This window comes from Pseudarthrobacter sp. TE3704, assembly GCF_056279405.1.
On sequence record NZ_JBWCCJ010000005.1, the window covers coordinates 400644 to 414231 of the forward strand.

The 13588-nt window shown below is 67.0% G+C and carries 12 protein-coding genes and 1 rRNA gene; 2 read left to right on the forward strand and 11 right to left on the reverse strand.

Annotated features, from left to right (window positions below; genetic code table 11):
• Nucleotides 1-40 precede the first annotated feature (40 nt).
• On the forward strand, nucleotides 41-1180 hold the full coding sequence (locus ACZ9BC_RS16100; protein ID WP_476246798.1) for a bifunctional 2-methylcitrate synthase/citrate synthase: 1140 nt from the start codon (nucleotides 41-43) through the stop codon (nucleotides 1178-1180).
• Nucleotides 1181-1247: 67 nt separating this feature from the next.
• Here the strand turns inward: ACZ9BC_RS16100 and ACZ9BC_RS16105 are convergent, their stop codons facing one another.
• On the reverse strand, nucleotides 1248-1730 hold the full coding sequence (locus ACZ9BC_RS16105; protein WP_476246799.1) for an 8-oxo-dGTP diphosphatase: 483 nt from the start codon (nucleotides 1728-1730) through the stop codon (nucleotides 1248-1250).
• Between the two features lie 74 nt (nucleotides 1731-1804).
• Here ACZ9BC_RS16105 and ACZ9BC_RS16110 point away from each other — a divergent pair, with 74 nt between their 5' ends.
• Nucleotides 1805-2494: a hypothetical protein gene (locus ACZ9BC_RS16110; protein ID WP_476246800.1), complete on the forward strand. Its 690-nt coding sequence runs from the start codon at nucleotides 1805-1807 to the stop codon at nucleotides 2492-2494.
• 40 nt (nucleotides 2495-2534) lie between these two features.
• On the opposite strand, the gene xerD is transcribed toward ACZ9BC_RS16110, so the two are convergent.
• The 10 genes from xerD to rrf form a co-directional block, all read right to left on the reverse strand.
• Nucleotides 2535-3539, reverse strand: coding sequence for a site-specific tyrosine recombinase XerD (gene xerD, locus ACZ9BC_RS16115; protein ID WP_476246801.1), 1005 nt, complete (start codon nucleotides 3537-3539; stop codon nucleotides 2535-2537).
• Nucleotides 3539-4198, reverse strand: a complete 660-nt coding sequence (locus tag ACZ9BC_RS16120; protein ID WP_476246802.1) for an NUDIX domain-containing protein — start codon at nucleotides 4196-4198, stop codon at nucleotides 3539-3541. The genes xerD and ACZ9BC_RS16120 overlap by 1 nt, the downstream gene beginning before the upstream one ends.
• Nucleotides 4199-4225: 27 nt before the next feature.
• Complete coding sequence (locus tag ACZ9BC_RS16125) at nucleotides 4226-5986, reverse strand: CTP synthase (protein WP_476246803.1); 1761 nt, start codon at nucleotides 5984-5986, stop codon at nucleotides 4226-4228.
• A gap of 134 nt (nucleotides 5987-6120) precedes the next feature.
• Complete coding sequence (gene recN, locus ACZ9BC_RS16130) at nucleotides 6121-7860, reverse strand: DNA repair protein RecN (protein WP_476246804.1); 1740 nt, start codon at nucleotides 7858-7860, stop codon at nucleotides 6121-6123.
• Nucleotides 7861-7864: 4 nt separating this feature from the next.
• The gene (locus ACZ9BC_RS16135; RefSeq protein WP_079597219.1) at nucleotides 7865-8890 is read right to left on the reverse strand and encodes an NAD kinase; all 1026 of its coding nucleotides are present in this window, start codon (nucleotides 8888-8890) and stop codon (nucleotides 7865-7867) included.
• Nucleotides 8891-8903: 13 nt separating this feature from the next.
• Nucleotides 8904-9719 (reverse strand): TlyA family RNA methyltransferase, encoded by an 816-nt coding sequence (locus ACZ9BC_RS16140; protein WP_476246805.1) that lies wholly within the window; start codon nucleotides 9717-9719, stop codon nucleotides 8904-8906.
• Complete coding sequence (locus ACZ9BC_RS16145; protein ID WP_476246806.1) at nucleotides 9719-9940, reverse strand: hypothetical protein; 222 nt, start codon at nucleotides 9938-9940, stop codon at nucleotides 9719-9721. Before ACZ9BC_RS16145 ends, ACZ9BC_RS16140 begins: the two co-directional genes overlap by 1 nt.
• Nucleotides 9941-9949: 9 nt before the next feature.
• Nucleotides 9950-10939 (reverse strand): HAD-IIA family hydrolase, encoded by a 990-nt coding sequence (locus tag ACZ9BC_RS16150; protein ID WP_476246807.1) that lies wholly within the window; start codon nucleotides 10937-10939, stop codon nucleotides 9950-9952.
• Nucleotides 10940-10945: 6 nt separating this feature from the next.
• Nucleotides 10946-12880, reverse strand: a complete 1935-nt coding sequence (locus tag ACZ9BC_RS16155; protein WP_476246808.1) for a tetratricopeptide repeat protein — start codon at nucleotides 12878-12880, stop codon at nucleotides 10946-10948.
• Between the two features lie 634 nt (nucleotides 12881-13514).
• Nucleotides 13515-13588, reverse strand: a 5S ribosomal RNA gene (gene rrf, locus ACZ9BC_RS16160); the annotation flags it as partial.

Consider the following 13588-nt stretch of genomic DNA (forward strand, 5'->3'; position numbering starts at 1 on the left):
GGCCGGCTTCAACAGGCGACAGGAACAAAGGAGTTTCAGCATGGCTGAACAGGACATCAAAAAGGGTCTCGCCGGCGTCGTGGTGGACTACACCTCCGTCTCCAAGGTCAACCCGGACACGAACTCACTGCTGTACCGCGGCTACCCGGTCCAGGAGCTGGCCGCCCGCTGCAGCTTCGAAGAAGTGGCCTACCTGCTCTGGAACGGGGAACTGCCCACCCCGGACCAGCTGGCGGAATTCACGGCCAGGGAACGCGCGGGCCGTGCCCTGGACCCCGTGGTGAAACAGGTCATCGACGCGCTTCCCACCACCGCCCACCCCATGGACGTGTGCCGGACCGCGGCGTCCGTGCTGGGCGCCCGGCACCCGCTGGCCGAAGACTCCTCCCGGGAGGCGAACATGGCCAAGGCGATCGACCTTTTCTCGGCGATGCCCGCCGTCGTCTCCTACGACCAGCGCCGCCGCCACGGCCAGGACGCCGTCGAACCACGCGACGATCTGGGCTACTCCGCCAACTTCCTCTGGATGGCCTTTGGCGAAGAGCAGGTGCCGGAGGTTGTGGAGGCCTTCAACGTGTCGATGATCCTCTACGCCGAACACTCCTTTAACGCTTCCACCTTCACCGCCCGGGTTGTCACCTCCACCCTCTCGGACCTCCACTCGGCCGTCACCGCAGCCATCGGTGCCCTGAAAGGCCCCCTGCACGGCGGAGCCAATGAAGCCGTGATGCACACCTTCGACGAAATCGGCATCCGCCCCCAGGAATCACTGGAGGACGCAGCCGCCCGTGCCAGGGCGTGGATGGAAGATGCACTGGCACAGAAGAAGAAAGTCATGGGCTTCGGCCACCGCGTCTACAAGCACGGCGACTCCCGCGTGCCCACCATGAAGGCCGCGCTCGACAAGATGATCGCGCACTACGGCCGGCCTGAACTCCTGGGCCTGTACAACGGCCTGGAGCAGGCGATGGACGAGGCCAAAGCCATCAAACCCAACCTCGACTACCCTGCCGGACCCACCTACCACCTCATGGGCTTCGACACGGCAACCTTCACGCCGCTGTTCGTTGCCAGCCGCATCACGGGCTGGACGGCGCACATCATGGAGCAGCTGGACTCCAACTCGCTGATCCGGCCGCTGAGCGAATACGTCGGCCCGGAGGAACGGCACCTGCAGTAGGGCCTTTCGGGAGTACGACGGCGGGACGGCCACGGAGGTGACCGTCCCGCCGTCGGGCGTTTACTGCCTAGGGCAGGATGCTCACCGAGGAAGCGACCGTTTCGTTGTCGTCGTTCAGGGTGACCACCACGTTGACCTTGCCGCCTTCCAGGACCACCGGCAGCCAGTGGTCGGCGTCCTGCCACATGCGTTCAACGGGCAGGGTGTCGGTCCGGAACCACTCCGGCAGGACTTCGTCGCTGTCCGCCGGTTCACCCTGCCACGTCCTGGCAGTGAAGAGCCGGGTACTCATATTCCATTCCGGCTTCGCGGGGAAGACGAAGTTGACCGCCCCGGCATCCGTGAGGTCCTCCACCCGCAGGGAGACACCGGTTTCCTCCATGACTTCACGGACGGCCGCTTCGCCGTCGCTCTCCCCCGGTTCCACATGCCCGCCGATCCCCACGATCTTTCCCGTGCCGAAGCCTGTCCGTTTGAGGCCCAGGAGCACCTCCGGGCCGGACTCCCCGTCGCGGAGCAGGAAACAGAGAGTCACCCTTGCTGCAGTCATGCGCCCAAGCCTATGGGGTGGGAGAGTTGTCCGCGAAGAAGCCGCAGGGGCGCTGACTATGCCAAGCTCTACGTGTGACTCCTGAAACCGGACCCGGGATACGGCCGGCCCGCATTTCGGCCCTTGATGCCCGCCTGCCGGAGTGGCTGGTGCGCAACCCTTTGTACTGGGGCTGGGCCTGGGCCGGTTTTTGGACACTGCTGATTGTCATCGACGAATTCGTGGACCTGGCAGGCTGGACCTGGTACCTGCTGGTGGCCGCGGCTGCCCTGCCCACGCTTATCAGCACCCTGGCCGTCCTGCATGTGACTCCCCGCCGCCACGTGCGGCCTGCGCGGGAGTCGGTTTTGGGCCTGTTCTTCGTCCGTTTCCTGGCGCTCGTTGCGGCCTTCATCGTGTGGGCCATATCGGTGGTGCTGAGTGCCTCCATCTCCACCACCATCCAGGCCCTGGCCGGCGATTCCGAGCGTGAGGTGACCGCTCTGGGTTTCACCGTGATGGCAGCCCTGTTCCCGATTGTGGTGGCTGTGCTGTGGCTGGCTTTCGTTGCCCGGTGCGCCTGGTTCCTGCGGAGGCTTCGCGGCTGGCGGCAGGTCCCTGCGTTCTCGCGGGTGCCGAAATCATTCCTGCGTGGCCGCGCCCGGCTGCACCGGGTGGTGATCGGCTTGGCGCATCCGGGACTGATGCTGCTCGCGGGGATGGGCACGTCGGTGCTGGCATTCCTCCTGGGCCCGGTGGAACTGACCATCGAGGCGCTGCCCTAAATGTCCCGGACTACATCCAGGCAGCTGTTCCCAGGCGATGTCAGCCGAGTGCGCGCGGATGAGCTGCGGCGTAGATCTCGCGCAGCGTATCGGCCGTGACCAGGGTGTACACCTGAGTGGTGGTCACCGAGGCATGTCCCAAAAGCTCCTGGACCACCCGGACGTCCGCGCCGCCTTCAAGCAGATGCGTGGCGAAGGAATGCCGCAGGGTGTGGGGTGAGACGTCCTTGGTGATGTTGGCCTTTTCGGCGGCGGTCTTCAGGATGGTCCACGCACTCTGCCGGCTGATCCTGCCGCCGCGGGCGTTCAGGAAGAGTGCGGGTGTGCCCTTCCCCTTGGCCGCCAGCAGGGGCCGGCCGCGCACCAGGTAGGCGTCCAGGGCCCGGGCACCATAGGACCCCAACGGCACGAGCCGCTCCTTGGACCCCTTGCCGAAGAGCCGGACGATGGCTGGTCCCGATTCAGGTTCGGCCAGGGAGATGTCGTCAACGTCCAGGCCAACCGCCTCGCTGATGCGCGCTCCGGTGGAGTAGAGGAATTCCAGCAGGGCGCGGTCCCGCAGCCCCGTTGCCGTGTCTGTTCCGGCGGCCTCAAGGATCCTGGTTACCTCGTCAACGGTGATGGCTTTGGGCAGCCTCTTGCCGGCCATGGGCGGGTGGACCTCGCTGGCGGGGTCCGAGGGCGTAAAACCTTCCAGGGCCCAGAACTTATGCAGCCCGCGGACGGCCACCACTGTCCTCGCCGCCGACCTGACGCCGAGGGCCGAGCCGCCGTCGGACCCGTCCGACAGGGCGCGGACGTATCCGGTTACGTGGTGTCGTGTGATGTCCTCGGGCCGCCGGCATCCCAAAGCGTCGAGGTAGCGGGAGTACCGGGCAAGGTCGCGGCGGTAGGCGGCAAGCGTGTTGGCGGCCAGCCCCCGCTCCACACCCATGTGCTGCAGGTAGTCGGTGATGCCACGGTCGATGGCGGTAGGGGCGGCTGCGGGCACGTCCCCTGCCGCATCGACCGGGGGTACCGCTTCAGCCGAAGGAGATGGAGCCATCAGCGCTGGCTGGGGTGCGCCGGCCAGGGTGCATCGGCAGGACGGAGGTTCGCGTAGTTGTCCGCCCGCGCGGCCGCCGCTGCAAGGATTCCGACGACGGCGGAGGGGTTGTGGAGGCGCCCCTCCAGCACGGAGGCCACGGCGTCATCGAGACTGATCCAGTGGAACTCGATCTCCGCTTCCTCATCCGTCCGCTCGTGGCGTTCATGATGGGGCACTTCGGTCAGGTCGCGGGCCAGGTAGATCCTGATCGCTTCGCTGGAGGACCCGGGCGAGTTGAAGAAATCGGCAAGCACGTTCCAGGTGCCGGCGGCGAGGTCTGCCTCTTCGGCAAGTTCCCGGGCCGCGCCGACTACAAAATCCTCGCCCTCGATGTCGAGCAGGCCGGCCGGGATCTCCCAGAGTTCCATGCCCACCGGGTGCCGGTACTGCTTAAGCAGGAGGACCTCGCCGTCGCCGTTCATGGGCAGGACTGCCACGGCACCTGGGTGGTCGATGTAGTCGCGGGTCAGGGCCTCGCCCGTCTCCTGCAACTGGAAACTGTCGCTCACCACATCCCAGATCCGGCCTTCATAGACCTTCTCCGTAGACAAAAGACGGCGCGGGCTCGGCGCATCCGAAACCTTGACTACATGGGAGGCTTCAGGTGTACCGGGCATCGCGCCGTCCTTTTTCTGTTGTGGGAACTACTTAGCGGCTACCGTACCGGACTGCGCGGCCTCGGAAGCAGCGGCCGGGACCGTGTCGGCACCGCTCTGGTGGTCCAGGGCAGCCTTGACCAGGCCGGCAAACAGCGGGTGCGGGCGGGTAGGCCGCGAGCTCAGCTCGGGGTGCGCCTGCGTGGCCACGTAGTAGGGGTGGACCTCCGCGGGCAGTTCGACGAACTCCACGAGCTTGCCGTCCGGGGAGGTGCCGGAGAAGACCAGGCCTTCGGCGGCGATCTGGTCGCGGTACTTGTTGTTGACCTCGTAGCGGTGGCGGTGGCGTTCGCTGACGGTGGTCTTGCCGTAGGTTCCGGCAATCACGGAGCCGGCGTCGAGCTTGGCTTCGTAGAGCCCCAGGCGCATCGTGCCGCCAAGGTCGCCGCGGCCTTCAACGAATTCCAGCTGCTCTTCCATGGTGGCGATGACCGGGTACTTGGAATCCGGCTCGAACTCGCTCGAGGAGGCGCCTTCCATACCGACCACGTTGCGGGCGTACTCGATCACCATGCACTGCAGGCCCAGGCAAAGGCCCAGGACGGGCAGCTTGGTTTCGCGGGCGAACTTCAGCGCGCCCAGTTTGCCCTCGAGGCCGCGGATGCCGAAGCCGCCGGGAACACAGATCGCGTTCACGCCGTCGAGGGCCTTGATGGCGCCCTCGCGCGTTTCGCATTCATCGGACGGGACCCAGCGGATCTTGACCTTGGTGTCGTTGGCGAAGCCGCCGGCGCGCAGGGCTTCGGTCACGGAGAGGTAGGCGTCCGGGAGGTCGATGTACTTGCCCACGAGGGCGATTTCCACGTGGTGCTTGGGGTTGTGGACGGCTTCGAGCAGCTTGTCCCAGCTGGTCCAGTCCACGTCCTTGAACGGCAGGTCCAGGGCGCGCACGATGTAGGAGTCCAGGCCCTGGCTGTGCAGGGTCTTGGGGATGTCGTAGATGCTGGGGGCGTCCGCTGCGTTGACTACGGCGTCGATGTCGACGTCGCACATGCGGCCGATCTTTTCGCGCATGGCGTCCGGCACTTCGCGGTCCGAGCGGATGACGATGGCCTCGGGCTGGATGCCGATGGAGCGCAGTGCAGCAACGGAATGCTGGGTGGGCTTGGTCTTCAGCTCCTGGGACGGTCCGATGTACGGGACCAGCGACACGTGGAGGAAGAACACGTTGGTCCGGCCGATGTCCTGGCGTACCTGGCGGGCGGATTCGAGGAACGGCTGGGACTCGATGTCACCCACCGTGCCGCCGATTTCGGTGATGATGACGTCCGGGGCGTTCTTGCCTTCGGCCGGCAGGCGCATGCGGCGCTTGATTTCATCGGTGATGTGCGGGATGACCTGGACAGTGTCCCCGAGGTACTCGCCGCGGCGTTCCTTGGCGATGACCGTGGAGTAGACCTGGCCGGTGGTCACGTTGGCGGAACCCTCGAGGTTTTCGTCGAGGAAGCGCTCGTAGTGCCCGATGTCCAGGTCGGTTTCCGCGCCGTCGTCGGTGACGAAGACTTCGCCGTGCTGGAAGGGGTTCATCGTGCCCGGATCCACGTTCAGGTAGGGATCGAGCTTCTGCATAGTTACAGACAGGCCGCGTGCCCGCAGCAGATGACCGAGGCTCGAAGCCGTCAGTCCCTTACCGAGCGAGGACGCCACACCACCGGTTACGAAGATGTGTTTGGTCGTCTTGGACGAGCCCGGGAACCGGGAATTTACACGGGAATTTGATCGCTGCACCACGGAATTCGAGCCTATCATCAATTGAGCCTTCCACGGGTCTGGAAACTGTTTCCCCAAATGCTCCAGTGTGCAGGCCCGGACGCCCGATGATCAAGGGTCCGGGGTTGCCGCTGGATGCCTACGGCTGCGCCAGAGGTACAGTTCCGGTGCTGTCAGGCCCTCTGCGGCAGCAGTTTCGCGTCATCCAGCAGCTCCTGGGCGTGGGCCTGCGCGGACTCCGAATCCTCCTGGCCGGCCAGCATGCGGGCCAGTTCGCGGACCCGCTCGGGGCCGTCAAGGAGGCGCACATCACTGGAGGTGAAACCGGTGGCGGTGCCGCCGTCGGCTCCCCTGACGGATGTTTTGGTGACGGTGATGTGCTGGTCCGCGAACGCGGCAACCTGCGGCAGGTGCGTGACCACCAGCACCTGCACGTGGCGGGCCAGCATGGCAAGCCGTCGGCCGATCTCGACGGCGGCGCGGCCACCCACCCCGGCGTCCACTTCGTCAAAGACGAACGTGGGGACGGGATCCACCGCGGCGAGCACCACCTCGATGGCGAGCATCACGCGGGACAGCTCGCCGCCGGACGCGCCCTTCCCCAGCGGCCGGGCCGGGGCGCCGGAGTGCGGCTGCAGCAGGAAGCCGATCTCGTCCGCACCGTGCGGCCCCAGCTGGCCCGAGGGCTCAAGGGTGATCACCAGGGTGGCGTCGGCCATGGCCAGGGCCTTCAGTTCGGCGCTGACGCGGGCCGAGAGATCCTTGGCGGCTTTCGTCCTGATCTTGCTGATGGCTGCTGCCTGCTTCTTCAGGTCCGCCTCTGCGCGCACCACTTCGGCGTCCAGCGCCTCGATGCGGGAGGAATCGTCCTGCAGCTCGTCGTAGCGCACGCGGGCGTTTTCCGCCCACTCCAGGACTTCGTCGATGGTGGGGGCGTACTTCCGGACGAGTTTGGCCAGGGCCGCCCGCCGGTCCTCGATCTCCGCGAGGCGCTCCGGCCCTTCGGAGTCCAGGCCGGCCTGGTAGCTGGCGAGCTCCGTGGCGATGTCATTGAGCAGGAAACCCACCTCGGCGAGCCGGGCGGCCGCGGAACCGAGTTCGGCGTCGTGCTCCGCCACGTGTTCCAGGGTCCGTTTCGCGGCGTCCACCAGGGTGGTGGCGTCGCCTGCTTCGCCGAAGTCCTCGGCGATGAGGGCCTGGTGGGCGGTGCTGGCGGCGATGCGCAGTTCCTCCACGTTGGCCAGCTTGACGGCTTCGGCCTTCAGCAGCTCGTCCTCCCCCGGCTGGGGGTCCACCTCGTCAATTTCGGCCAGGGCTGTCTGCAGTGATTCGGCCTCGCGCAGCCTGTCGCGTGCGGCGCTGCGCAGCGTGTCCAGCTCGGACTGGCTGGCTTTCCAGTGGTTGTAGAGGTCCTGGTAGGCCGCCAGGGGCCCGGCCAGGGAGTCGCCGGCGAACTTGTCCAGGGCGCCCCGTTGCGCGGCCGCTCCCTTGAGCCGGATCTGGTCGGACTGGCCGTGCACCACCACCAGGGTTTCGCCGATCTCGGCCAGGACGCCCACCGGGGCGGCCCTGCCGCCCAGGAAGGCACGGCTGCGGCCGTCCGAACCAAGGCGCCGTGCCAGGATCAGCTCAGCGCCGCCGTCGAACTCTTCCGCTTCGCCGCCCGCATCCAGCGCACGCGCGATGGCGGGGTGCCCGGCGTCGAGCTTAAGGACCGCCTCCGCCGTCGCGCTCTTCGCACCGCTGCGGACGGCCCCGGCGTCCGAGCGCGCACCCAGCAGCAGGCCGACGGCGGTAACCACCATGGTTTTACCCGCACCGGTCTCACCGGTCACCACGCTGAGCCCCGGGCCCAGCGGCAGGGTTGCGTCGGTGATGACGCCCAGATCGCGGATTCTCAGTTCTTCAAGCATGGTTTCACTTTGCAGTCGACGGATCGGTATCGGCTTCGGGCTGGCCCGCCTGCGGCACCTGGAGCGGAGGCTGGGGCCGCGGCGTCCTGACGATGGGGATGGGACCGGTATGGATGGCCTCAGCCTTCGGCACCGGCCCCCGCCAGCCATGGATGGGCAGCTCAAACTTACGGACCAGCCGGGCGGAGAAGGGCGTCTGGTGCGTCCGGGCCAGCCTCACGGGTGTGGCGGATTTCGTGACCTCCACGCGCGCGCCGGGCGGCAGGTCCACGGACCGCCGGCCGTCGCACCACAGGACGCCCTGCGCATCAGTGCGGCTCAGCACCTCCACGGCAAGCCGTGAGCGCGGCGAAACCACCAGGGGCTTGGCAAAGAGCGCGTGCGCACTGATGGGGACGATGACCAGTGCCTCCACCTCCGGCCAGACCACGGGACCGCCGGCGGAAAAGGCGTAGGCGGTGGAACCGGTGGGTGTGGCCAGCACGATGCCGTCGCACCCGAACGATGTCAGCGGACGCTCGTCCACTTCGGTGACCACCTCGAGCATGCGCTCCCGGTTGGCCTTTTCGATCGCAGCCTCATTGAGCGCCCAGGTGTGCCAAATCTTCTGGCCACGGATCCAGACCTGGACGTCGATGGTCATCCGTTCTTCCACGGTGTAGTCGCGGCTCGCGATCCACTCAACCGTCTGGGCCAGGTCCGCCCGTTCACTTTCGGCCAGGAAACCCACATGGCCCAGGTTCACGCCCAGCAGGGGCACGTCCACCTCCCGCACCAGTTCGGCCGCCCGGAGGATGGTGCCGTCACCGCCGAGGACCATCACCAGTTCGACGTCCGGCAGCTGGACATGGTCGTGGAGCACTTCCACGGGCTGGGCCAGGTGGCCGAAGAACCGTTCCATATCGTCCAGCTCGGACTCCTGCATTACCGGGACGATTCCGGAGGCGTGCAGCAGGGCGCAGGCTTCCCAGGCGGCTTTCAGTGATTCCTCGCGGCCGGTGTGGGCGAGGACCAGTACACGCCTGCTCATCAGGTTCCGCTCTCTAGTGGTTCGGCCAGATACGTCCGAGCAAGGCAGCGGCAGCTGCCTCTCGCTCTTCGATCTTAGGCAAGTCTTGGCTGATCCTGCGTTTTATCCACAGGAAGTATTCGACGTTTCCGTCCTGGCCCGGGAGCGGGCTTTGCGCCAGGCCGCACAGGTCGAGGCCGGCATCGAGCGCTGACCTGGCCACTTTTTCCACTGCCATGCGGCGTTCCCGCTCCGAGGTCACCACCCCGGTGCGTCCCAAGCGGTCCTTGCCGATCTCGAACTGCGGTTTGACCATCAGCACCAGATCGCCCCCGGGTTCAGTGCACAGCGCCAGCGGCTGGACCACCAGGGTGAGCGAAATGAAGGAGAGGTCGGCCACGGTCAGTGCTGCCGTGCCGCCAATATCCGTCGGCGTCATGTAGCGGACGTTGAGTCCCTCGTGGACAGCCACGCGGGGATCACTGCGGAGCCGGGGCACCAGCTGGCCGTGACCGACGTCGACCGCCACCACGTGTGCCGCACCCCGCCTGAGCAGGACATCGGTGAAGCCGCCGGTGGAAGCACCCGCGTCCAGGCACCGTTTTCCGTCCACCCGGACGTCCGGGAAGGCGTCCAGGGCGCCGGCGAGCTTGTGTCCGGCGCGGCTGGCATAGGTGTCCTGCTCGTCGTGCTCAACGGCGAGGTCCCGGTCATCGTCAACCTGCAGGGACGCTTTTTCCAGGACCCTGCCGTCGGAGCTGACTTTGCCCTCGGCGATGAGCGCGGCGGCATGCGTGCGCGACCTGGCCAGGCCGCGGGCAACCAGTGCCTGGTCGAGGCGTACGGGCATCAGGCCCCGCCGTCCGCGGGCTCGGCGTTCAGGGCGGCGAGGAGCTCGTCATGAAGCCGGTTGTAGGCCGCTTCATGCTCTGCCACCGGAATTTGCGGCAGGGCATCAAGCCGCGACAGAGCCTGGGCAACGACGGGATCCGTGATTCCGGCATCTGCGGCACCGGGCCAGTCCGGGGAAGGCTGGGCTGCTGTTTTGTCGGGTCGGTTCAGCTCAGTCATTCGTCCAGTCTAATGATCCATCCACGCCAGCTGCGGCGCCTGTGGTGCGGAGGCGTCCGGCGTTGCTGCCCACCAGGCGGCACAGGCGGCGCGCCACGCGTCCAGGTCGTCCGGACTGCCAATGATGCCCACCGCACCGTTTGCCACCCGGGCCGATGCCTTTCCGCACGAGTAGGTGCCGTCGTCGTGCGTCACCTCCGGGTAGGGCCGGTGCAGGTCCGGCAGCGTTTCGATGAGGTAGTCCGGACGCTCCGCGGTACGCGCGGCCAGGATGCTCTGCCGGGTGTCGACGCCGGTCAGGACGGCTACGGTGGCCAAGCCCGCGTTGTTGCCGCCCAGGATATCCGTGTCCAGCCGGTCGCCGACCACAAGGGGGCGTTCGGCGCCGAGCCGTTTGGCGGCGGAGTGGAAGAGCGGTGCTTCCGGTTTGCCTGCCACGAGGGGCTTTTGGCCTGTTGCCGCGGTTACCGCGCCCACCAGGGTGCCGTTTCCGGGGGCAATCCCCCGTGCCTGCGGAATGGACATGTCCGTGTTGGTGGCGACCCACAGGGCGCCGGCCGACACCACGTAGGCTGCCTCGGCCAGGTCCTTCCAGCCGATGTCGGGGTTGAAGCCCTGGACCACGGCCACCGGTTCCTCGTCCTGGCTGTAGACCGGCACGAGGCCCACGAGTTCGATCTCGTGGGCCAGTGCCGGGCTGCCGGTGATGAGGATGCGGGACCCCGGTGCGAGCCTCGAAGCCAGCAGTTCTGCTGCGGCCTGGGAAGAACTGACTACCTGTTCGTCCTCGGCAGGCGCCCCGAGTTCGCGGAGGTGCGCTGCCACCTGTGCCGGGGAGCGGGATGCGTTGTTGGTGACGTACCCCAACCCCACACCAAGGCCGGACAGTTGCTGCAGGGACTCGACCGCTCCGGGAATTGCGTGTGGGCCGGCGTACACCACCCCGTCCAGGTCTGCCAGGAGCGCGTCGAAACGGGAGATCAGGGAGACTTCAGTCATTGGTTTTTAGTCTTCCCGGCGGTCGTGGAGGCTGCCGGCTTCCCCGTCCATCTCCTGGCCCCTGGTTTCGGTGTCCTCAGTCTCCGTGTCTTCGGAATCCAGTTCATCGTGCTCTACCGAGTCCTCGTCCGACTCAGCATCGTCGGAGACGAAGTAGTCCGCATCCTGGTCGTCGATGCTGCTGTCCTGCGCCGCTTCGGCGGATGCTTCGGTGGTGACGTCGGCAGCTGCCGAAGTGCCGGCGTCGGACGTTCCGGCGGCCGCCGTTGTTTCGGTGGAGGCGCCAGCGGCTGCGTTAGCCGTGTCAGACGCCGTGGAAGCGCGGTCAAGGAGGCGGCGGCGCTCGGCTTCTTCCCGGGCTTCTTCCTCTTCGTCCCAGCCGAGGTCGATAATGTCAGGCTCTTCGTCGACACCCTGGCCCAGGGCGTTCTCAGCAACTACAGCCTGGTTCTGCCACTTCTCCGCTTCGGCTTCCCGTCCCACGGCCGCAAGGGCATCAGCGTAGGCCCGGAAGAGGCGGGGGCTGTAGGAGAACGCCCGGTTGATGTCCAGCTGGGGTATCTCGAGTTCCGCCACGGCGGCGTCCGACTGGCCGAGGTCCGTCCTCGCCCCTGCTGCAACAATGGCCAGCTCCACCTTGCCGGGGGCGTCCAGGTCCTGTGCTTCCTCAGACCGTGCCACATCGAGTGCGCGGTCCGGACGGCCCAGGCCACGCTCGCAGTCCGCCATCACCGGCAGGTGGACGTTGGAACCACTGATCCGGCGGTAGGTGCGGAATTCGCGCAGCGCCTCGCCATAGTGGCCGGCGGCGTACGCGGTGAGCCCTACGGCTTCGCGTACGGCGGCGAGCCTGCCGCCGCGCCGGCTGGCGGCCAGTGCGTGCTGGAAGGCAAGTTCCGGCTCGTCGTCGATGAGGCGGCCGGCCATGACCAGGTGACGGGCAACCCACTCCGCGCTCTTCGGCTCGAGAGTCTTGATCTGGTGCTGCGTGGCGCGGTCAAGCTCCTTGCCCGTGACGTCCTCATCGATTTCGGGCGAGCGTTCCCGGTCCGGGCGGTTAGCACTGCGTAGGTCACGTGCGTTGGGGACGCGTGCCGGCCGGTCCTCCTGGCGGTCGCGCCCGAAACTGCGGGGACCGGAGTCGCCCTGGCGCGCGTCACCACGGCCGGGGCCGCGGTCGAAGCTGCGGGGCGCGCGGTCCTGCCGGTCACCGAACGGCTTCCGGTTGTCACGGTCACCGAAGCTGCGGCGTTCACCGTCTTCCCGACGCGGGCGGTCTCCATAGGGCTTGTTCTCGCGGTCACCGTACGGCTTCCGGTCACGGTCGCCGAAGGGCTTGCGCTCCCCGCCGCCAAAACCACGGCGGTCGCCATCGCCCTCGCGGCGCGGTCGGTCACCGAACGGCTTGCGGTCACGGTCACCGAAGCTGCGGCGCTCCCCGTCACCCTCACGGCGTGGTCGGTCACCGAAGGAACGGTTGTCCCGGTCACCGTAAGGTTTGCGTTCTCCACCGCCGCCGCCGAAACCGCGGCGGTCGCCATCGCCCTCGCGGCGCGGCCGGTCACCAAAGGAACGGTTGTCACGGTCACCATAAGGCTTCCGCTCGCCGCCACCGCCGCCGAACCCGCGACGCTCCCCGTCACCTTCACGACGTGGACGGTCACCAAACGGCTTACGGTCACGGTCCCCGAAAGGCTTCCGCTCGCCGCCACCGAACCCGCGACGGTCGCCCTCACCCTCAGGGCGGGGACGGTCACCAAACGGCTTGCGGTCGCGGTCACCGAAGGGCTTCCGCTCCCCGCTGCCGGATGCCCGCTTGGGGAAGTCGTTGTTGTCGCGGTTGCCGCGGGAACGGAACCCACGGGGGTCCCCACCGGAGTTGTTGTTTCCCCGGAATGGACCGCGGTCGTTTCCGCGGTTTCCGCCGTTGTGCTCGGCCATGATGGATTCCTCCTGTTGTGAGCCGACCACTGGCGCAACTGCAGCCGCTCGTATCCGTGTTTCGTTTCCTACGCAACCCGAAATCAAGCGCTTCGAAGTCCGTACATCTTCATCAATTCTAGGGGAGGCACCTAATCCGCAGGGACAGAGCGAGGCCTGGGAGCCACATCGTGGGAATCTTCACACCAACCTGCGCGGCCTCCAACGCTCTCTCACCTAATGCGGGCACCGGCGCGACGCCCTATCAGCTGTTGCGGGTTCCTGCGTGACAGCCCTATCAGCTTCTGCAGGTTTGGGTAGGACGCTCTCTCAGCCATGTTCGACGGCGGGCGAGGGCTTTCGTGCCTTTGGGGGCGCCGGCGGTGGTTGCTCTATCAGTTGTGGTTGCTATCCGAGGTGTGTGGCTGCGGTATCTGATGGAGCATCTCTGCAGGAGCTGAGAGCGTCACCGATTTCCCTGCAGGACCTGAGAGAGCGTCACCGATTTCCCTGCAGGACCTGAGAGAGCGTCCCGGGCTTCCCTGCAGGAGCTGAGAGAGCGTCCGGGGTTTGTGGGAGGGGTGTCTGGGGGGTGTTGTTTAAATGCGGGAGGCCCCGACCAGTTGCCTGGTTCGGGGCCTCGACCTTAATGGTTGTCCGGCGGTGACCTACTCTCCCACACCCTCCCGGGTGCAGTACCATCGGCGCTGTGGGTCTTAGCTTCCGGGT